This window comes from Citrobacter sp. wls827 (assembly GCF_005280875.1).
In the GTDB taxonomy this organism is placed as follows: domain Bacteria; phylum Pseudomonadota; class Gammaproteobacteria; order Enterobacterales; family Enterobacteriaceae; genus Citrobacter; species Citrobacter youngae.
The window spans coordinates 238820-259892 of sequence record NZ_SZWR01000019.1 but is presented as its reverse complement, the minus strand read 5'-3'; the positions used below and the strand labels follow the sequence as shown (position 1 = coordinate 259892).

Genomic DNA, 21073 nt, shown 5'->3' with positions numbered 1-21073 from the left:
TGGGCCGGCGCCAGAAACGCCGAATCCACGTTTACCGCCAATGGATTCCGGTATTCTTGGGGCATACATAGCGCCGGATAATCTGACGATGACGCTGTCGGTTGGCTCTTCACTGTTTGATGATCGCTATGATCTGAAAGCACAGATGCCGAAAAAACTGCAAAAAATGACGCGTTTTCCGAATGACTCACTGGATGCTGCGTTATGTCATGGCGATTTGCTGTTGCAGATTTGCGCCAACACGCAGGACACCGTTATCCATGCGCTGCGCGATATCATTAAGCACACGCCTGATCTGCTCAGCGTGCGCTGGAAGCGGGAAGGGTTTATTTCCGACCACGCCGCACGCAGTAAAGGTAAAGAGACACCTGTCAATTTGCTGGGATTTAAGGATGGAACCGCGAATCCCGACGCAGCCAATGCAACGCTGATGCAAAACGTGGTGTGGGTCACTGCGGAGCAGGGGGAACCGGCATGGGCACAAGATGGTAGCTATCAGGCCGTCAGGCTCATCCAGTTCCGCGTGGAATTCTGGGACCGTACGCCGCTTAAAGAGCAGCAAACGATTTTCGGCCGCGATAAACATACCGGCGCACCGCTGGGTATGCAGCACGAGCATGATGTGCCGGATTACGCCAACGATCCCGAAGGCGAGGTAATTGCACTCGACAGCCATATCCGTCTGGCAAATCCGCGCACCAAAGAGACTGACTCCAGTTTGATGATGCGCCGTGGCTACAGCTATTCGCTCGGCGTGACCAATTCTGGTCAACTGGATATGGGACTGTTGTTTGTTTGCTATCAGCACGACCTGGAAAAAGGGTTTTTGACGGTGCAGAAACGCCTGAACGGTGAAGCGCTTGAGGAGTATGTCAAACCTATTGGTGGGGGATACTTCTTTGCCTTGCCGGGCGTCAAAACTGCAGACCATTATCTGGGACAGGCCCTGCTCGAAGCATGATGATTGTGCCCCGCAGTGCGGCGGGGCATTTCCTGACACTCTGATGAATGAAAAAATTATTTTTCATGATCGGCGGCGACTGAAATAATTCTGTCATCTCTCTGCAAGAGACTGTTGCTGGCGATAAGATGAAATTAAGTTAACAATAAGTAAAAATATTGTTGCATTAACGAAGGGTTATGATGTAATTATAAGTAATAGCGGTAGTTCCCGGCGGTGATAGTCGTTCACTATGGAGATCGCGAATGGAAAAGTCCTGTACTGGACATGTTTTTCAACGTTATTGCAGTCCCTTACGCGGACGTTTCTCTTCCGGTAGCCATCTCGTCACCGTTAAATCTCTCTCCCTTTCACTTCTTATCCTTGTAACTGACACCCTGTACGGTGCGCGTAGCCGTGTATGGCGTCTTATCCGAAGGCAGGCAATGGCTTACAAGGAAGCCAACCCTCAGATGTTCGTGCGCATAATCGTGCCGCCAACGGCGCGTGTGATGTATACCTACAACTCAAGGTGCTATCCATGGGAAGACAAAAAGCAGTGATCAAAGCTCGTCGCGAAGCAAAACGTGTGCTGAGGCGGGATTCGCGTAGCCATAAACAGCGCGAAGATGAATCGGTCACCTCGCTTGTGCAGATGGGCGGCGTAGAAGCGATTGGTATGGCGCGTGATAGCCGCGACGCCACACCGATCACGGCGCGAAATGAAGCTCAGGCGCACTACCTGAATGCTATCGAGAGCAAGCAGCTGATCTTCGCCACCGGTGAAGCCGGGTGTGGTAAAACCTGGATCAGCGCGGCGAAAGCAGCAGAAGCCCTGATCCACAAAGATGTGGACAGGATCATTGTAACCCGTCCAGTTCTGCAAGCTGATGAAGACCTCGGCTTCTTACCTGGGGATGTCTCCGAGAAGTTCGCTCCCTATTTTCGTCCGGTTTATGACGTGCTGGTAAAACGTCTGGGAGCCTCCTTTATGCAATATTGCCTGCGACCTGAGATTGGTAAGGTAGAAATCGCGCCGTTCGCGTATATGCGGGGACGTACATTTGAAAATGCTGTTGTTATTCTGGATGAGGCTCAGAATGTGACTGCTGCGCAAATGAAGATGTTTTTGACTCGCCTCGGAGAGAATGTGACGGTGATTGTGAATGGGGATATTACCCAGTGCGATCTCCCCGCTCATGTTCGTTCAGGGCTAAGCGATGCGCTGGCCCGTTTCGAAGAAGATGACATGATTGGGATCGTTCGATTCAACAAAGATGATTGCGTTCGCTCGGCACTGTGTCAGCGGACGCTCAATGCTTACAATTGATCTGTTTTGCGTCTTCAAGGCCCGGGAAACCGGGCTTTGTTTTTTGTACCCCTATGAGCACAACGGACTGATGGCGTGGCCAACATTGTTGGTGAGGTCAGGTGTTCACGTTGTATCCCGCATGGGAAAATAGCTATAAAAAAGCCGCTGGTCGCGGCTTTTTAAATAAAACTGAGGTTACTGTGGGAACCACTGGTCACTGATTTTCTGGTACGTGCCGTCCGCTTTGATGGCGGCCAGCGCACTGTTCAGTTTTTCCAGCAGTGCTTTGTTATCCGGGCGAACAGCAATGCCAAGACCCGTACCAAAGTATTGCGGATCGGTGACTTTTGCCGTTGCAGTACCTAACTGTGGATTAGTTTTCAGCCACTCATTGACGACGGCAGTGTCGCCAAATACGCCATCAATACGGCCATTTTTCAGGTCGATAATCGCATTCTGATAGCTGTCGTAGGCCACGGTTTTTACTTCAGGATGTTTGTCCTGCAGGTATTTCTGGTGCGTGGTGCCGTTTTCCATCCCAATACGTTTGCCTTTCAGATCATCAAAGCTTTTATAGGTGTCTTTCTTCGCAATTACCAGCGCTGAGTTGGCATAGTACGGCTGGGTGAAGGAAACCTGCTTGCTACGTTCAGGCGTGATGTCCATGCCGGAAATCACCGCATCATATTTCTTGAATTTCAGCGCGGGGATCAGGCTATCGAAAGCGTGATTGGTGAAAGTACAGTCTGCCTGCATTTGTTTGCACAGTGCCGTTGCCAGGTCGATGTCAAAACCGACAATTTTATTGCTGGCGTCCAGCGACTCAAATGGCGGGTAAGTCGCTGATACACCGAAATTAATTTTATCTGCAGCTGAGGCGCCAGCGGCGAAAGTAGCAAGTAATGCGGCCAGTACTAACTTTTTCATGGTGGAACTCCCGTCTGTCAATCTTATGATTATTTACCGTGTCTGCGGCGTGGATTAACAATGCCATTTAATGAATTTATATGCAATAAAAATGATTAAGTATTTTTATTGATGTAAAAAAAGACGGGCTATTGTGAGACTTGCCCGTCTTGTGTTTTTAGGTTTATGCAGTTATTTGGCTTAATTACGCTGTTCAAACGCCAGCGCTTTACGTTCGATTAAGCGCATCATCAGCGTCAGCAAGCCGTTGACGATCAGGTAAATCACGCCGGCTGCGCCGAAAACCATCACGTCATAAGTGCGACCGTACAGCAACTGGCTATAGCCCATTACTTCCATGAGCGTGATGGTGTATGCCAATGAGGTACTTTTAAAGACCAGCACCACTTCGTTGGAATACGAGGAGAGGGCGCGTTTAAAGGCGTACGGCAGCAGAATGGCCAGCGTATCCTTCTTGCTCATCCCCAGCGCACCACAGGACTGCCACTGGCCTTCCGGGATTGCTCGAATCGCACCGTAAAACAGTTGCGTGGTATAGGCCGCACTGTTTAAGGACAGCGCGATTAACGCGCACAGCCACGGTTCTGACAGCAAATGCCAGAGCACCGGATATTCCTGCAGCGCAGGGAACTGCCCTGGTCCGTAGTAGATCAGGAAAATTTGCACCAGCAGCGGTGTACCGGTAAACAACGTGATATAGGCGCGAACCAGCCAGACCACAATCGGCGTCTTAAGCGTCAGGATGACAGTGAAAATCAGCGCCAACACCAGAGCAACTACGATGGAGGCGACCGTCAGCGTCAGGCTGGTATGCAGCCCTTTCAACAATTCAGGTAAATACTCAAGCATCAGCCCGGTCTCCGCTCAAAACGTGTCGCGCGCAGGTCAATGCGTTTGAGAATGTACTGACTCACCAGTGTAATCACCAGGTAAATAGCGGCCGCCACAATGTACCAGGTAAAGGGTTCCTGGGTACGGGTAGCGATGCTCTTGGTTTGCAGCATCAGATCGTTCACGCTGATAAGGCTGACCAGCGCGGTATCTTTCAGCAATACCAGCCACTGGTTACCGAGCCCCGGCAGCGCGTGACGCCACATCTGCGGCATCACCAGGCGAAAGAAGATCGCGGTTTTAGATAAACCCAATGCCTGACCTGACTCCCATTGCCCGAGTGGTACGGCCTTCAGCGCGCCACGCAGCGTTTGCGACGCGTAAGCGGCATACAGCAATGACAGCGCAATCACACCGCACAGGAACGGGCTGACGTCGAAGTTTTCGATCTGCATCTGCACTGGGATTTGTACAAACCCGAGATTGATCGTAAAGCCATCGGCCAGCGTCAGCAGCAGTTGTGAGGAGCCGAAATAGATAAACAGAACCACCAGAATTTCTGGTAACCCGCGCAGAATGGTGACCAGCGCTGAACCTGCCCATGCCACCGGGCGCCATTTTACTGACTCCCAGACGGCAAAAAACATGGCGAGCGCAAGGCCAATGATCAGCGCACAAACGGCAAGGCCGACGGTCATCCCGGCGGCGCTTGCTAAAGGAAAAAATTCATTCATCAAATATTACTTCTGGAACCATTTGTTGTAGATGGTCTCGTAAGTCCCATCTTTCTTCACTTTTTCCAACGCAGCGTTAAATTTCTGCTGCAGCTCGGTATTGCCCTGGCGCACAGCAATGCCCAGACCGGTACCGAAGTAATCTTTATCCGTGACTTTGTCGCCAACCGCGGCCAGTTTCGGATTGTCTTTCAGCCATTCCGTTACTACTGCGGTATCACCAAAGACGCCGTCAATACGACCGTTTTGCAGATCGAGTTTGGCATTCTGATAACTGTCATACGGCACGGTAGTCACTTCCGGATGTTTATCCATGATGAATTTCTGGTGCGTAGTACCGTTTTGAACACCGACTTTTTTGCCTTTCAGCTGCTCAATGCTGGTGTATTTACCCTGTTGGCCAACAAACAGCGCAGAGTTGTCGTAATACGGGGTGGTGAACAGAACCTGTTTTTCACGTTCAGGCGTGATGTCCATACCGGCCATCACCGCGTCAAAACGACGGAATTTCAGGCTCGGGATCAGGCTGTCGAAGGCCTGATTGGTGAAGGTACATGTGGCGTCAATCTCTTTACATAGCGCATTCGCCAGATCAACGTCAAAGCCTACGATCTTGTTGTTAGCATCGATCGATTCAAATGGAGGATAAGACGCTTCGGTGGCGAAACGAATGGTTTGGGCTGCGGTAGCGGAAAGGCTAAAACCTGCGATTAGCGCGGCAATCAGAACTTTTTTCATTGTATTGTCCCGAATCTTAGTGAGAAAGATAGTTTTTAAACGCTTCGGTTTGCGGGTTGGCAAAGCAGCTCGCATCCCCAAACTCGACGATATGACCGTTTTCCATGTACACCACGCGACTGGCCGTTTTACGAGCAACTTCCACTTCGTGGGTGACGATCACCTGAGTAATATTGGTTTCTGCCAGCTCACGAATGATGCTGACGATTTGGGCGGTAATTTCCGGATCAAGCGCTGCGGTAGGCTCATCAAACAGCAATACCTGTGGCTCCATCATCAACGCGCGGGCAATAGCCACACGCTGCTGCTGGCCGCCGGAGAGATGCAGCGGATAGCGATCGCTGTATGGCTTCAGGCGCAGACGTTCCAGCAGTTTCTCGGCGCGCGCCATCGCTTGCTCTTTTGTCAGACCGAGTACGCGGCAGGGCGCTTCAATCAGGTTCTGCACCACCGTGAGATGCGGCCAAAGATTATATTGCTGAAAGACCATGCCCACGTTTTGACGCAGATCCCGAATGGCTTTATCTGACGGGGTTTTCGTGAAGTCGAAACGGTTACCCGCAATAGAGAGCGTGCCCGAGCGCGGCATCTCAAGCAGGTTGAGTACGCGCAGTAGCGAGCTTTTCCCGGCTCCACTTGGGCCAAGTAACACCAGTGTTTCACCCTGAGGGCAATCCAGCGTGATATCGAACAGCGCCTGATGTGCGCCGTAGAAGCAGTTAATGCCGTTTAATTGAATACTCATTGACACTCGATACTGGCAGTCTGATAGCTATTGAAGCCGCAGATACTACCTTTGACAGAATAGTTATGCAATATTTATGCGTTAAAAGTTAAATGCAAACCGCATTCTTATCTAAAAATAGCACAAAATAGCGGGGCTACCAGTGGGCAAGAATAATTGTCGGCATTCTATGCAGAATGCCAGACAATTTAAGGGGTTTATGATTTTGACGGTGAATGGGGCAGTTAGCGGTTTTCGACAGACTGGCGCAACGTCCCGGCTGGCGCGTGTACGCTGCCGCCCAGATAACGCACATCATCGATCACCCAGCACTGGCCTTCGCGGATCATCAGCACTTCATCGCGCCAGCTCTGATCGCCTTGTTTGAGTTCGACGCGCAGCGGAATATTGCGTGCATCGCTATTCGGAATGGTTGATGCGCTGGCGACGCTGGCGCTATCTGGTAATGTGGCACGACTGGAGAACGGATCGCTGTTAAACAGAGCGCGATGCGCGTTATCACGGCTGGCATCGTTCAGCAGTTTTGCCAGGTTGTCGCTGAGGTATGGGCGCAGGGCGGTAAGATCGTTGTTTCGATGCTGAATACGGTAATCATAGAATTGTTGAGCCACGCTGTCTGGCCCACCTTCTACGCATGAACCGCTACGCGCGCCGTTATCTTTATAAACCGGCGTCACGGTAGTACAGGCGCTGAGAAGGAGTGCACAGGGAACCAGCAGAGAGAGTTTCGAGTAGCGCATAATGATTTCCTTATTAGCTTTCTACTATTAGTGTTCTACGTTGATAGAATATATCCTTTCAATGATAGTGGATCGGTTCGATAATGCTTTTGAGATCGTGCTCTTAGCGCAAAAAGGAGATTAACCATGCAGTTTTCGACTACCCCTACGCTGGAAGGGCAGAGCATCGTGGAATACTGCGGTGTTGTTACTGGCGAAGCCATTTTAGGCGCGAATATCTTCCGCGATTTTTTCGCCGGCATTCGCGATATTGTCGGCGGTCGCTCCGGCGCGTATGAAAAAGAGCTGCGTAAAGCGCGTGAAATTGCTTTCCAGGAGTTGGGCGAACAGGCGAAAGCGCTGGGTGCTGATGCGGTGGTCGGTATTGATATTGATTACGAAACCGTGGGCAAAGACGGCAGTATGCTGATGGTGAGCGTCAGCGGCACGGCGGTGAAAACTCGCCGATGAAGCGTCTGTTGTGTCTGCTGGCATTTACGCTGTTGCTGGTGGGATGTGCTGGCGAAAAAGGGATTGTCGACAAAGACGGGTATCAGTTAGATACCCGCCGTCAGGCACAGGCTGCTTATCCGCGCATTAAAGTACTGGTTATCCATTACACGGCCGATGATTTTGACTCTTCTCTGGCTACGCTGACCGATAAAAACGTCAGCTCGCACTATCTGATCCCGGCTGTGCCGCCGCTCTACCACGGCAAACCGCGTATCTGGCAACTGGTGCCGGAAAAAGATCTGGCCTGGCATGCGGGGATTAGCTTCTGGCGTGGCGCTACGCGTATTAACGATACCTCAATTGGCATTGAGCTGGAAAACCGCGGCTGGCAAAAATCGGCAGGGATAAAATATTTTGCGCCGTTTGAGCCCGCGCAGATTCAGGCGTTGATCCCATTGGCGAAAGATATTATCGCCCGCTACGACATCAAACCGCAGAACGTGGTAGCCCATGCGGACATCGCCCCGCAACGAAAGGACGATCCCGGACCGCTTTTCCCATGGAAAGTGTTGGCCGAACAGGGCATTGGCGCGTGGCCGGATGCTCAGCGTGTGGCGTTTTATCTTGCCGGGCGAGCGCCTCATACGCCGGTAGCAACCGCATCTTTACTCGATCTGCTGTCGCGCTACGGCTATGAGGTAAAATCTGATATGACGCCGCGCGAACAGCAGCGGGTGATTATGGCCTTCCAGATGCATTTCCGCCCGACGCTGTGGAACGGCGTGGCGGATGCAGAAACTCAGGCGATTGCCGAAGCGTTACTGGAGAAATACGGGCAGGGTTAACGCAGAACACCAATGCCTGATGGCGCTTCGCTTATCAGGCCTACGGCTAATTTGGGCTGGTTTTTTGTAGGCCGGATAAGGCGCTTGCGCCGCCATCCGGCAATGGTTAACGCGGCAGCTTACCGTGGTCGCGCAGCCAGGCCGCGGTACGTTCAATCCCTGCATCCAGCGTCACAATGGGCTGATAACCCAACTCTTCCTGAGCGCGGGTAGTATCCAGCGTAAAATCAAAATTTAGCTTCGAGACGCCGTAATGCGTCAGCTTTGGCTCTTTTGCCGATTTATTGCCTAAACGTTCCATGCTGCGGGCAATCATGTCCAACATCGGGTAGGGAACTGAGCGGATCCGACAATCAATATTCAGCTCGTCGATGAGCTTCTGCACAATGCTGCGCAGAGTGCGATGCTCGCCGTTGGTAATGTTGTACGCGCGACCTGAAGGCAGCTTATCGCAGGCTTGCTGACTTGCCAGCCACATCGCGTGCACCGCATTTTCGTAGTAGGTCATATCTACCAGCGCACTTCCGCCGTGCGGCAACAGGATGCTGCCATAGTGGTACATCATATGGGCCAGGCGCGGGATAAAGACCTTATCGTGTGGTCCGAACAGGCTTTGTGGACGCAATACCGTAAAACGGGTCTGCGGGTTGGCCTGTGCCAGCAACGCGATCACGTCTTCGCCAGCCGCTTTGCTGCGGGCAAATTCATTGGCGAAGCGGTGCGGACGAAAGTCCTCTTTGATATCGCGATGGTGGTGATAATCAAAATAGAGCGACGGCGAGGAGATATGAATGAAGTTACGCACGCCCCAGGCCACGGCCCACTCGCCCAGGCGGCGAGTTGCGCGAACGTTGGCCAGATCGAAGGCTTCCTGAGTTCCCCACGGTGAGGTAAAACTGGAGCAGTGCCACAGCGTGTCGATGCCGGCAAGCATCACTTTTGCCTGCGAAGAAACCAGCTCGGTCAAATCGGCATGCACAAATTCTGCGCCCATTTTTTCCAGCAGTTTGCCCATCGCTTCGTTGCGACCGGTCGCTCTGACGCTGACGCCTCTGCTGCATAAAAACTCAACCGCGTTTCGGCCTAAGCCGCTGGTGGCTCCGGTAACCAGTACCTTCATATCAATCCACTGTGTTTAAAAAACGTCGTGCGCATTCTTCCGTGAATTACGTCTGTATGCAATGGGAAACATGAAAGAATACAGTCTCTTTTTCGCATTAGTCTGTGATTTGTTCTGCAAGTTTGGCTATACGCTTCGCCATCCCCCTGAAAATGAACAGGTGGGCGGGAATCATCAACAGCCAGTAGAAGAGGCCAGGCATGCCGTGCGGATGCCACCAGGCGCGTACATCAATGCGTCGGTGATCGCCTTTATCTTCCAGTGTGAAGCTCAGGCGACCCAAACCAGGCGCTTTCATTCCAAACAGCAGCGTCAGCTGTTTCTCGGGTTCAACAATGATAACTTTCCAGCTATCGACAGTATCGCCAACCTGTAATAGCGGGTGTTGTGGTCGGCCTTTTGCCAGCTTATGGCCGACCAGCAGATCTAACGCCGCACGCGTTTTCCACAAAATGTTGCCAAAGAAGTAGCCTTCTTTGCCGCCGAGCCGGTTCACGACCTGCCACAACGCTTTTTTGCTGGCGGAGGTTTCGACGCTAAAGCCAGCCTGTTTGGCAAAATAGCCATATTCAGGACGCCAGCGGGCAAACGCCTGTGCGTCGTAACCCCAGTCGCTGGAGTTGACCAGCTTCTCTTCTTCCTTCAACGTGCTGCGCACCGCGTCATCAAAGGCAATCAGCTTTTGCGGGATCAGCGCACGTAGTTCGGTGTCATCGGCCAGCAGGTCGTGTTTTAAGCCCTGGATCAGCGCTTTGGCCGTGGTTGGCGGCACTGACGTAATGACGTTTAAAAACCAGACCGAAATCCAGCGGGTAGGAAAGGGGATGGGGATGAGCAGGCGATGTTTACCGCTGACCGCCATAAAATGCTCGAACTGTTCCTGATAGCTCAACACCTGCGGCCCGGCGGCTTCGAGTACGCGGTGATGTTGTGTGGGATGGTCCAATAGCGCCACCAGGTAGTACATTAAATTCTCCAGCGCGATAGGTGTGGTACGCGAGCGTACCCAGCGTGGAGGGGTGAGAACCGGCAGGTTGTAAACCATATCGCGCATTACTTCAAAGGCAGCAGAACCTGCCCCCACGATAATGCCCGCACGCAATTCCGTCATTGGCACGCCCGATTCACGCAGAGTATCTGCGGTTATCTGTCGCGCACGCAGATGATCGGATTGTTCATGCCGGGGAGCCTGTAATGAGCTCAGGAAAATAAGCTGATTGACCGGTGTATTACGCAGCGCATCGCGCACGTTCATCGCCACCTGACGTTCGTGGGCGATAAAATCACCGCCTTCACCCATGCCATGGACCAGGTAATAAACCGTATCAACGCCGGTCAGCAACGGCGTAAGGTTATCTGGCCAATTCAAATCGACCTTATGGCAACTGACGTTGGCCAGTTGCTGCTTTTCCAGTCGTTCAATGCGACGTGCCGCAGCCAACACCTGATGCCCTTGCTGGCTGAGCGCCTGTACCAGATGCTGACCAATGTAACCACTGGCGCCAAGAACCAAAATCCGTTGCGGCACGCCCATCTCCTTAGCGGGTTAAAAAAGCGCGCCAGTGGGCGACGACTTCGGTAAGTTGTTCACGCGATACGTCCAGATGCATCACCAGGCGCACAATCGGCGAGGCGTTAATCAGCACGCCTTGTGCTTTCATGTATTCGCCCAGCGCGGTAGCGTGCTCTTCGCCAACACGAACAAACAGCATGTTGGTGTCGTGGCGCATGACGTCCGCCCCTGCTTCGCGCAGTTGCTCCGCCATCCAGGCGGCGTTGTCATGGTCTTCCTGCAAACGCGCCACGTTATTTTTCAGCGCATACAGTCCGGCCGCCGCCAAAATACCCGCCTGGCGCATTCCGCCGCCGGTCATTTTGCGCCAGCGAATGGCACGCTTGATGTACTCGTGGCTGCCGACCAGCAGCGAGCCTACCGGCGTTCCCAGACCTTTGGAAAGACAAATGGTGAACGAGTCGCAGTATTGCGTGACATCTTTAAGCTCACAGCCATAGGCGACGATGGCGTTAAAAATACGCGCGCCGTCGACGTGCAGGGCAAGATTGCGCTCCCGGGTGAATTCCCAGGCCTCTTTCAGATACTCGCGCGGCAGCACTTTGCCGTTATGCGTGTTTTCCAGGCTGAGCAGACGGGTGCGGGCAAAATGGATATCGTCTGCTTTGATTTTTGCTGCAACTTTGTCCAGCGGCAGGGAGCCATCCGGCGCGGCATCAATGGGTTGCGGTTGAATGCTACCAAGCACCGCTGCGCCACCCGCTTCGTAGAGATAGTTATGCGCGCCCTGACCGGCGATATACTCTTCGCCGCGCTGACAATGGCTGAGCAGGGCCACCAGGTTCGCCTGAGTGCCGGTAGGTAAGAAAATTGCGGCTTCTTTGCCAGAAAGCTCGGCTGCGTATTGCTGGAGGGCATTAACGGTAGGGTCATCACCGTAGACGTCGTCCCCGACCGGGGCGGCCATCATCTCTTCGAGCATGGCGCGACTGGGTCGTGTGACGGTATCACTGCGTAAATCAATCATGGTATCTCCTTATTACACTTCATCCTTCAAGCTGCCTCGGCGTTGGCCTCACCCTCAAACCCCAGTCACATAGTATTCCTATGCTCCTGGGGATTTTCGGGCTTGCCGCCTTGATGCATCATGAATGATTTTGTGTGTGGTTTAATAAGGATGTTTTACCTGAGCCAGTTAGTTTTCGCCAGTTCGATCACTTCATCACCGCGTCCGCTGATGATTGCGCGCAGCATATACAGGCTAAAACCTTTGGCTTGTTCGAGCTTGATCTGCGGTGGGATTGCCAGCTCTTCTTTCGCCACCACCACATCGACCAGCACCGGACCGTCAATTGACATCGCCCTTTGCAGCGCCTCATCAACCTCTGAAGATTTCTCCACGCGAATGCCCGTGATGCCACAGGCCTCGGCAATCCGTGCGAAATTCGTGTCGTGCAGTTCGGTGCCGTCAGTCAGATAACCACCAGCCTTCATCTCCATCGCCACAAATCCCAGCACGCTGTTGTTGAAGACAATAATCTTCACCGGTAACTTCATTTGTACCACCGACAGAAAATCGCCCATCAGCATGCTAAAGCCGCCGTCACCGCACATTGCCACAACCTGGCGTCCTGGTTCGGTTGCTTGTGCGCCGAGTGCCTGCGGCATGGCATTGGCCATCGACCCATGGTTAAAGGATCCAATCAGGCGACGTTTGCCGTTCATTTTCAGATAGCGTGCTGCCCACACCGTTGGCGTGCCAACGTCGCAGGTAAAGATGGCATCGTCAGCGGCAAAGTGGCTGATCTGTTGCGCCAGATATTGCGGGTGAATGGCTTTATCGCTGGGTTTGGCTAAATCATCCAGCCCTTTGCGCGCCTCGCGATAGTGTTCCAGCGCTTTATCCAGGAACTGTCGCTCGGTTTTTTCTTCCACCAACGGCAGCAGGGCGCGGAGGGTGGATTTAATATCGCCTACCAGCGCCATATCCACTTTGCTGTGTGCGCCAATGCTTGCGGGATTGATATCAATCTGAATAATTTTGGCATCAGAGGGGTAGAACGGGCGATAGGGGAACTGGGTGCCGAGCAAAACCAGCGTGTCGGCATTCATCATGGTATGGAAGCCGGATGAAAAGCCAATTAACCCGGTCATACCCACGTCGTACGGGTTATCGTACTCAACATGCTCTTTCCCGCGCAGAGCGTGCACGATCGGGGCTTTGATTTTAGCCGCAAACTCAACCAGCTCTTTATGCGCACCGGCGCAGCCGCTGCCGCACATCAGGGCGATGTTGCTGGAGTAGCGCAGCAGTTGCGCCAGTTTTCTCAGTTCTTCCTCTTCCGGGGTCACTATCGGGAGCGGCGCATGATACCAGTGCGTGGTGGCGCTTTCAGGGGCGGGCTTCAGCGCCACGTCGCCGGGTAATACCACCACGGAGACGCCACGGTTGAGCACCGCTTTACGCATAGCTATAGCCAGCACCTGGGGGATCTGCTCAGGGCTGGAAACCAGCTCGCAATAGTGGCTACATTCGCGGAACAACTCCTGCGGGTGGGTCTCCTGAAAATAACCGCTGCCTATTTCACTGGATGGGATATGCGCGGCAATCGCCAGCACCGGGACATGGTTGCGGTGGCAATCAAACAGGCCGTTAATCAGGTGCAGGTTTCCCGGTCCGCATGAGCCGGCACAGACGGCCAGCTCACCGGTCAGTTGGGCTTCTGCGCCTGCGGCAAAAGCGGCAACCTCTTCATGGCGGGTTGGCATCCAGTCAATCGTGCCCATACGATTCAGACTGTCACTAAGGCCATTGAGCGAGTCTCCCGTCACACCCCAAATACGTTTAACGCCAGCTTGTTCGAGTGTTTTAGCAATAAAAGCGGCAACCGTTTGTTTCATGGTTTTCCTTCTCCTCTAATGTGATACCGGTTACAAGTTTAGATGAAGATAATCGTTATGCTTCTCATTACCCCTTATTTCCGGCAGGTTTCATTTAATCTGTATTAAGCGTAGTTTGTTAATTGCACATGGTGAAACAAGGAATAAATTCAAATGGTTATAAAACTATTAAATACAGTTAACCGGGTACTGGCTCACGAAGATTTTGGCAAGTTTTTGTTACGCCTTGCTGTCGGTGGACTGATGCTGTTTCATGGGCTGCATAAACTGTTCGCGGGTATTGATGGCATCAGCGGCATGCTGATAGCGAAAGGTTTCCCGGGCTTTATTGCGTACGGCGTTCTGCTGGGAGAGGTTGTAGCGCCGTGTCTGATTATTCTTGGGATCCTGACACGCCCGGCGGCATTAGGGCTGGCGTTTACGATGGTTGTGGCATGGCTGATGGTCGGGATGGGCGAAACCTGGACACTGGATAAAACCGGTGCATGGGCGATTGAAAGTCTGGTGTACTTTTTTGTTGGCGCGATGGCGGTGGCGTTCCTGGGCGCGGGAAAATATGCCCTGGGCGGCAATTCAGCCTGGCGGTGATAAATGACCGGATGACGGTATTAATACTCCGTCCGGCCTACAACGGTTCTTGTAGGCCGGATAAGTATGCCATCCGGCAATGACTCTTTACGCAAGTACCAGATCACCCTGCGGATGACAGGAACAAGCCAGAACGTAACCTTCCGCAATTTCCGCATCGGTCAGCGTCATGGTGCTGCTGACCGTGTAGTTACCGTCAACCACTTTGGTTTTGCAGCAGCCGCAAACGCCTGCACGGCATGCGGCAACGACCGGAACCTTGTTGCTTTCCAGTGCTTCCAGTAGCGTCGTGCCCACCGGCGCATAGAACTCTTGTGCGGGTTGCAGCTTGGTGAATTTCAGACCACTGGTGGCGGCTTCGGCAACAGGTGTGAAGAACTGCTCTTTAAAGAAGCGTGTTACGCCAAGCGCTTTCACTTCTTTTTCGACCAGATCCATATACGGTGCCGGGCCACAGGTCATCACGGTACGCGAGGTCAGATCCGGGACGTTCTTCAGCAGTTCGGTGGTCAGTCGGCCGGAAACAAAACCCTGAGTGGCATTGTTTTCAGCGACTAATGTCACCGGATATTCACGCCATTCATCGGCAAAGATGACATCTTCTGGCGAGCGAACGTTGAAAATCACCTTCACGTCGGCTTGTGGACGGTACTTCGCCAACCAGCGACGCATCGACATGATTGGCGTTACGCCACAGCCGGCAGCCAGCATCAGGAACTTGTCTTCTGCTTTATCTTCACAGGTAAATTCACCCATGGCATCGGACAGCCAGATGTAGTCGCCGCGCTTCACGTCACGGGTCAGCCACTGCGAACCTGCACCCTCGTCAATGCGGCGGATGGTCAGCGTAATGTATTCGCTAACGCCCGGCGTTGAAGAAATGGTGTAAGCACGCAGCGTGTCCGCTGAATTACGTACGCTGACCAGTGCATACTGCCCGGCGCGGTACGGATAATAGTCGTGGCACAGCAACGAAATTGTCCATACATCCGGCGTTTCCTGATGGATGTGATGAACCTGCATCCGCCATGGGCACTGATGAGTTGGCATTGTCATTCTTTACTCCTTACGCGCTCAGCAGTTGCTTCATGTCTTCTTCAACGGTGGTCACGGAACGCAGACCAAATTTCTCGTTGAGAACTGCCAGCAGATCTGGCGTGAAGAAGCCAGGCGCAGTCGGGCCAGTCACGATGTTTTTCACGCCCAGCGACAGCAGGGTCAGCAGAATAACAATCGCTTTCTGTTCGAACCAGGAGAGCACCAGAGACAGCGGCAGATCGTTCACGCCACAACCCAGTTTCTCCGCCAGCGTGACCGCCAGGATAATGGCAGAGTAGGCATCGTTACACTGACCGGCATCGACCAGACGCGGCAGACCTTCGATATCGCCGAATTCCAGTTTGTTGAAACGGTATTTACCACAGGCCAGAGTCAGGATCAGGCAGTCATCCGGTACGCTGGTGGCGAAATCGGTGAAGTAGTTACGTTCACCACGTGCGCCGTCGCAGCCGCCAACCAGGAAGATGTGACGCAGTTTTTCACGGCTCACCAGGTCAATCAGGGTATCAGCTGCACCCAGCAGCGTCTGACGACCGAAACCGACGGTGATCAGATGAGGAATTTCGCTGTACGGGAAGCCAGCCATCTGCTGCGCCTGAGCAATAACCGGACCGAAGTCATCACCTTCGAGGTGGCTCACACCCGGCCAACCGACGATGCTACGGGTCCAGATGCGGTCATCATATGCGCCAACGGTTGGGTCGATGATGCAGTTAGAGGTCATGACGATTGGGCCAGGGAAGCGAGCAAATTCAACCTGCTGGTTCTGCCAGCCGCTGCCGTAGTTACCGATCAGGTGTTTGAACTTACGCAGCTCCGGGTAGCCGTGCGCCGGCAGCATTTCACCGTGGGTATAAACGTTAACACCGGTGCCTTCAGTCTGCTCAAGCAGGTTGTACAAATCTTTCAGGTCGTGACCGGAGATCAGAATGCACTTACCTTCGGTTGCTTTCACGTTGACCTGGGTTGGGGTCGGGTGACCGTATTTCGTGGTTTCACCGGCATCCAGAATGCTCATCACTTTAAAGTTCATCTGGCCGATTTCCATTGAACACTCCAGCAGAGCATTCATATCGGAAGGCCAGGTACCCAGCCACGCCATGATTTTGTGGTACTGAGCGTAGATATCGTTGTCGTACTGGCCGAGAACGTGTGCGTGCTCCATGTAAGCTGCCGCACCTTTCAGACCGTACAGACACAGCAGACGCAGGCCGAGGATATTCTCGCCGATGGTCGCTTTGTCTTTGTTCGGGGTGAATTCAGCGGCCTGACGTTGCAGGTCGCCCAGATCGTCGCTGACCAGTTGCAGGTCGGCCATCGGGTTTTCAACAGTTGCGTTAGCATCAATGTTCAGGCATTGCGCTTTCAGTGCATCGCGCATGGCGATAGCTTCACGAGCATAGCCAACAATACGCGGGGAATCGAAGTTCACGTTAGTCAGCGTGGAGAAGAATGCACGCGGCGCAAAGTTATCAACCTCATGGTCGATGATGCCGTATTCACGTGCTTTAACAGCCCATGCAGACAGACCTTGTAGGGCAGCAATCAGCAGATCCTGCAGATCGGAGGTTTCAGCCGTTTTACCGCACATACCCTGCGCGTAAGAGCAGCCGTTTCCTGCCGGAGTACGGATGGTTTGTTCACATTGCACACAAAACATGGTCACACCTTTTAAAGTTATATTTGATATACATGTTTAAGGTTATGCCTGCGCGCGAAGGGATTAAAGGGATTTCTGCTACAACTTGCAGGGAGATTGATTTAGCGCAATTTTGGCGGTAGCTGACTACCGCCAGAGAGGTATTTGTCTGTGTATCAGGCGGAGAAAAAGGCCATTAACAGTGGCACTAACAGACTCAGAATAAAGCCGTGCACAATGGCTGCGGGAACCATCTCCAGACCGCCACTGCGTTGTAACACGGGCAGCGTGAAATCCATTGACGTCGCCCCGCAAAGACCCAATGCGGTTGAACGGCTGCGGACCACCAGTCCAGGGATCAGCATAATGGCAATCAACTCACGCGCCAGGTCGTTAAAGAAGGCGGCGCTGCCAATGACTGGACCGAATGATTCGGTCAACAGAATGCCTGACAGGGAATACCAGCCAAAACCCGATGCCATCGCCAGTGCTGTTTTCAACGGCAGGCCGAGGATCAGCGCATTGATGACGCCGCCCAGCAGAGAACTGGCCACCACGACCACGGCAACAATCATGCCCCGACGGTTCAGTACAATCTGCTTTAATGTCATACCGCTGTTTCGCAGTTGGATCCCGACCAGGAATAATAAAAAGATCAGCGTATATTCGCTGGCTTCGGTCGCGTGCTGCAACATCGACAATCCGCTAAGACCCAACAGAAAACCCAGCACCACGACGCCGCAAAGCTGTAGCGACTCAAGCGCCATCGCGATTCGGGAGGGGAGCTTCTCTTGCTGGTGGCTGTGTCGCCAGGGGAGTGAGCGCTCCAGCCACAGCAGCGCTGCGATATTACACAGCAGAATGACCGTCACACTAACGGCAGAATAATAAAGAATGGATAACAGATTACTGGCGAGATTATCCAGAAACGCCAGACTGATCCCCATAAAAAAGAGAATAAGGTAGACGATCCAACTCAACAGCCGATTGATAAGTTTTAATGCGGCTCTGTGTCGAAGCGGAATGAGGTAACCCACAATAAGGGGTACCAGAATGATTAACAGCCCTGAGAACATGAAACCCCGATCCTTGCTGAGAAGTAAGACGAAATGCACAACTATAACCTAAATAATTCAAGTTGCAGGAAGGCGGCAAGGGAGTGAATCCCCGGGAGCGTACATAAGTACGTAGCTGGGGGGAGCGAGCGCAGTCAACACATCTGCAACTTGAAGTATGACGGATATACACACTACTGAAAGCAAAGAGGGGAGTAAAGTTGCAAATAAAAGGAAATATAGCGAGGAAAAAAAGGCCTGACAATTCATCAGGCCTTGTTGTTAGCGATTAATCGCGTTTTTCCAGCAGGGTGCGGTAAATAAGACCGCCGACGATCCCGCCGATAATCGGCATAACCCAGAATAACCAAAGCTGTTGTAATGCCCAGCCACCCTGGAAGATAGCAACCGCAGTACTACGAGCCGGGTTTACGGATGTATTGGTGACCGGGATACTGATCAGGTGAATCAACGTTAATGCAAGACCGATGGCAATTGGCGCAAAACCTGCCGGAGCATGTTTATCGGTCGCACCGTGGATCACTAATAAGAAACCTGCGGTCAGGACGATTTCAATTACGATGGCAGAAAGCATGGAATACCCGCCAGGTGAATGCTCACCGTAACCGTTTGAGGCGAAGCCACTGGCTGCTGCATCAAAACCGGCTTTGCCGCTGGCAATAAGATAAAGTACTGCTGCTGCTACAATGCCGCCCACAACCTGAGCAATAACATAACCAATAACGTCTTTCGCCGGGAAGCGACCACCAGCCCATAAACCGAATGTCACTGCAGGGTTAAAATGGCCACCTGAAATATGACCCACAGCGAATGCCATGGTTAATACTGTCAGACCAAAGGCCAGGGCGACACCGGCAAACCCAATACCTAACTCCGGGAAAGCCGCGGCCAGAACGGCACTACCACACCCGCCAAAAACAAGCCAAAACGTGCCGAAGAATTCGGCTGCTAATTTCCTGAACATAACCACCTCAATTAAAAGTTCCGGGTTAGTTTTTCTATCCCGGTATTTCATCGCTAAAAGGGACGATGATTAAAACGCGCTTATTCTAGAAAAAAATCTCATCCCTTCGCCACTTAAATTAATAAAAAAATTTGATTTAAGGCAATGTGATGCGAATCCTTTTTGGAGTTCAGGTGAATAAAGCATAGTTCAGTTATCAGAAGTCTGATGATTGACGTCTGAAATTATATTCAAAAGTAATTTTTAAAGAGAATATTCTTAACTCTTTCGATTTATCTGCGGATGATATCGGGTGTTCTGAGCGCCCGCTTACCGTTATACTCCTGATAACTTGAAGGAAAAAGTGAGCATTTCCGGAGGCTATATGATTCTCGAACGCGTTGAGATTGTTGGGTTTCGTGGTATTAATCGGCTGTCGTTGATGCTGGAGCAAAACAACGTGCTGATTGGGGAAAACGCGTGGGGTAAGTCCAGCCTGCTGGATGCGTTAACCCTGCTGTTGTCGCCAGAGTCGGATTTGTACCACTTTAACCGCGAAGATTTCTGGTTCCCGCCGGGTGACATCCAGGGCCGGGAACATCATCTGCATATTGTCCTGACATTTCGTGAATCTCAACCGGGTCGCCATCGTGTGCGCCGATATCGCCCGTTAGAAGCGTGCTGGTCGCCGTGCCATGATAACTATCACCGTATATTTTATCGGCTGGAAGGCGAGTGCGCTGATGACGGCAGCGTCCTGACATTACGCAGTTTTCTTGATGGCGAAGGCCACCCATTACCCATCGACAATATTAACGATCAGGCGCGTCATCTGGTGCGTTTGATGCCAGTATTACGTTTACGTGATGCGCGTTTTATGCGGCGCATCCGTAATGGAACGGTGCCGGATTCCGCGGATGTTGAAGTGACTGCGCGTCAACTGGATTTTATGGCACGTGAGTTGGCCACCCGACCGCAGAATCTGACAGATGGGCAGATTCGCCAGGGGCTTTCGGCTATGGTTCAACTGCTGGAGCACTACTTTTCAGAACAAGGTTCCGGTCAATCCCGCTATCGTCTGATGCGCCGACGCTCCAACAACGAGCAACGCAGCTGGCGTTATCTGGATATTATCAACCGTATGATCGATAAACCCGGAGGGCGCACGCACCGTGTGATTCTGCTGGGACTGTTTTCTACGCTGTTACAGGCCAAAGGGTCGCTAAGACTGGATAAAGATGCTCGTCCGTTGCTACTGGTAGAAGATCCTGAAACGCGCTTACACCCCATTATGTTGTCTGTTGCCTGGCAACTGTTGAATCTGCTTCCCCTACAGCGGGTGACGACGACCAACTCTGGTGAACTGTTATCGCTTACGCCCGTTGAACATGTGGTCCGTTTGGTTCGAGAATCTTCCCGCGTCGCGGCCTGGCGACTGGGACCGGGAGGACTCAATGCGGAAGATGGGCGGCGCATTGCCTTCCATATCCGTTTTAATCGGGCGTCTTCACTGTTTGCCCGTTGCTGGCTGTTGGTGGAGGGAGAAACAGAAACATGGGTCATTAACGAACTGGCTCGTCAGTGTGGGCATCACTTTGATGCCGAAGGGATTAAAGTCATTGAATTTGCCCAGTCAGGGCTTAAACCCCTGGTGAAGTTTGCCCGCCGGATGGGAATTGAGTGGCATGTGTTGGTCGATGGCGATGAGGCGGGGAAAAAGTATGCGGCCACGGTACGCAGCCTGCTGAACGATGACAAAGAGGAAGAGCGCGAGCATTTGACCATGTTACCTGCGCTGGATATGGAACACTTTATGTACCGCCAGGGGTTCTCGGACGTTTTTCATCGGGTGGCGCAAATACCGGAAAATGTGCCGATGAATATGCGGAAAATTATAGCGAAGGCGATCCATCGCTCGTCAAAACCGGATCTGGCGATTGAAGTGGCGATGGAAGCGGGGCGACGCGGTGTTGAAGCGGTGCCAACGTTG

The 21073-nt window shown here is 52.6% G+C and carries 20 protein-coding genes; 6 read left to right on the top strand and 14 right to left on the bottom strand.

The window, feature by feature from the left end; all coding sequences use genetic code 11:
- Together efeB and phoH are read left to right on the top strand one after the other, a co-directional pair.
- The coding region (gene efeB, locus FDX03_RS16535) for an iron uptake transporter deferrochelatase/peroxidase subunit (protein WP_249357089.1) at window positions 1-961 on the top strand (961 nt) is incomplete at its 5' end.
- Between the two features lie 520 nt (window positions 962-1481).
- Window positions 1482-2270 (top strand): phosphate starvation-inducible protein PhoH, encoded by a 789-nt coding sequence (gene phoH / locus FDX03_RS16530; RefSeq protein WP_005122110.1) that lies wholly within the window; start codon window positions 1482-1484, stop codon window positions 2268-2270.
- Between the two features lie 177 nt (window positions 2271-2447).
- On the opposite strand, the gene artJ is transcribed toward phoH, so the two are convergent.
- The 6 genes from artJ to FDX03_RS16500 all read right to left on the bottom strand — a co-directional run bounded on the left by artJ (window position 2448) and on the right by FDX03_RS16500 (window position 6967).
- Entirely contained in the window at window positions 2448-3179 is a 732-nt protein-coding gene (gene artJ / locus FDX03_RS16525; RefSeq protein ID WP_048212074.1) for an arginine ABC transporter substrate-binding protein ArtJ, read from the bottom strand.
- 180 nt (window positions 3180-3359) lie between these two features.
- Window positions 3360-4028: an arginine ABC transporter permease ArtM gene (gene artM, locus FDX03_RS16520; RefSeq protein ID WP_048212073.1), complete on the bottom strand. Its 669-nt coding sequence runs from the start codon at window positions 4026-4028 to the stop codon at window positions 3360-3362.
- Window positions 4028-4744, bottom strand: a complete 717-nt coding sequence (gene artQ / locus FDX03_RS16515) for an arginine ABC transporter permease ArtQ (protein WP_040231854.1) — start codon at window positions 4742-4744, stop codon at window positions 4028-4030. The genes artM and artQ overlap by 1 nt, the downstream gene beginning before the upstream one ends.
- A 6-nt stretch (window positions 4745-4750) precedes the next feature.
- Window positions 4751-5482, bottom strand: coding sequence for an arginine ABC transporter substrate-binding protein ArtI (gene artI / locus FDX03_RS16510; protein WP_048212071.1), 732 nt, complete (start codon window positions 5480-5482; stop codon window positions 4751-4753).
- A 16-nt stretch (window positions 5483-5498) separates the two neighbouring features.
- Window positions 5499-6227: an arginine ABC transporter ATP-binding protein ArtP gene (gene artP / locus FDX03_RS16505; RefSeq protein WP_003027295.1), complete on the bottom strand. Its 729-nt coding sequence runs from the start codon at window positions 6225-6227 to the stop codon at window positions 5499-5501.
- A gap of 224 nt (window positions 6228-6451) precedes the next feature.
- Window positions 6452-6967, bottom strand: a complete 516-nt coding sequence (locus tag FDX03_RS16500; protein WP_115602268.1) for a lipoprotein — start codon at window positions 6965-6967, stop codon at window positions 6452-6454.
- A gap of 126 nt (window positions 6968-7093) precedes the next feature.
- Here FDX03_RS16500 and FDX03_RS16495 point away from each other — a divergent pair, with 126 nt between their 5' ends.
- Window positions 7094-7417, top strand: coding sequence for a heavy metal-binding domain-containing protein (locus FDX03_RS16495; RefSeq protein ID WP_001160725.1), 324 nt, complete (start codon window positions 7094-7096; stop codon window positions 7415-7417).
- Window positions 7414-8244 carry an N-acetylmuramoyl-L-alanine amidase gene (locus FDX03_RS16490; RefSeq protein ID WP_137346255.1) on the top strand — a complete coding sequence of 277 codons (831 nt, stop codon included), beginning with the start codon at window positions 7414-7416 and terminating at the stop codon, window positions 8242-8244. Before FDX03_RS16495 ends, FDX03_RS16490 begins: the two co-directional genes overlap by 4 nt.
- Before the next feature lie 106 nt (window positions 8245-8350).
- On the opposite strand, the gene FDX03_RS16485 is transcribed toward FDX03_RS16490, so the two are convergent.
- The 4 genes from FDX03_RS16485 to poxB form a co-directional block, all read right to left on the bottom strand.
- Window positions 8351-9364, bottom strand: coding sequence for an NAD(P)-dependent oxidoreductase (locus FDX03_RS16485; RefSeq protein WP_115643591.1), 1014 nt, complete (start codon window positions 9362-9364; stop codon window positions 8351-8353).
- 97 nt (window positions 9365-9461) lie between these two features.
- Window positions 9462-10892, bottom strand: a complete 1431-nt coding sequence (locus FDX03_RS16480) for an SDR family oxidoreductase (protein ID WP_137346254.1) — start codon at window positions 10890-10892, stop codon at window positions 9462-9464.
- A 10-nt stretch (window positions 10893-10902) separates the two neighbouring features.
- Window positions 10903-11904: a low-specificity L-threonine aldolase gene (gene ltaE / locus FDX03_RS16475; RefSeq protein WP_137346253.1), complete on the bottom strand. Its 1002-nt coding sequence runs from the start codon at window positions 11902-11904 to the stop codon at window positions 10903-10905.
- 155 nt (window positions 11905-12059) lie between these two features.
- The gene (poxB, locus tag FDX03_RS16470; RefSeq protein ID WP_121584465.1) at window positions 12060-13778 is read right to left on the bottom strand and encodes a ubiquinone-dependent pyruvate dehydrogenase; all 1719 of its coding nucleotides are present in this window, start codon (window positions 13776-13778) and stop codon (window positions 12060-12062) included.
- A gap of 153 nt (window positions 13779-13931) precedes the next feature.
- Between poxB and FDX03_RS16465 the strand changes: the two genes are divergently transcribed.
- Window positions 13932-14366 carry a DoxX family protein gene (locus FDX03_RS16465; RefSeq protein ID WP_048212065.1) on the top strand — a complete coding sequence of 145 codons (435 nt, stop codon included), beginning with the start codon at window positions 13932-13934 and terminating at the stop codon, window positions 14364-14366.
- An 87-nt stretch (window positions 14367-14453) separates the two neighbouring features.
- On the opposite strand, the gene hcr is transcribed toward FDX03_RS16465, so the two are convergent.
- The 4 genes from hcr to aqpZ all read right to left on the bottom strand — a co-directional run bounded on the left by hcr (window position 14454) and on the right by aqpZ (window position 19104).
- Window positions 14454-15422, bottom strand: a complete 969-nt coding sequence (gene hcr, locus FDX03_RS16460) for an NADH oxidoreductase (RefSeq protein WP_124021578.1) — start codon at window positions 15420-15422, stop codon at window positions 14454-14456.
- A 10-nt stretch (window positions 15423-15432) separates the two neighbouring features.
- Window positions 15433-17085, bottom strand: a complete 1653-nt coding sequence (hcp, locus tag FDX03_RS16455; RefSeq protein WP_048212063.1) for a hydroxylamine reductase — start codon at window positions 17083-17085, stop codon at window positions 15433-15435.
- Between the two features lie 155 nt (window positions 17086-17240).
- Entirely contained in the window at window positions 17241-18140 is a 900-nt protein-coding gene (locus FDX03_RS16450) for a lysine exporter LysO family protein (protein WP_101741491.1), read from the bottom strand.
- A 268-nt stretch (window positions 18141-18408) separates the two neighbouring features.
- Entirely contained in the window at window positions 18409-19104 is a 696-nt protein-coding gene (gene aqpZ / locus FDX03_RS16445) for an aquaporin Z (protein WP_048212061.1), read from the bottom strand.
- 364 nt (window positions 19105-19468) lie between these two features.
- Between aqpZ and FDX03_RS16440 the strand changes: the two genes are divergently transcribed.
- Window positions 19469-21073: ATP-dependent endonuclease (locus FDX03_RS16440; protein ID WP_249357088.1), on the top strand; the 1605-nt coding region annotated here is incomplete at its 3' end.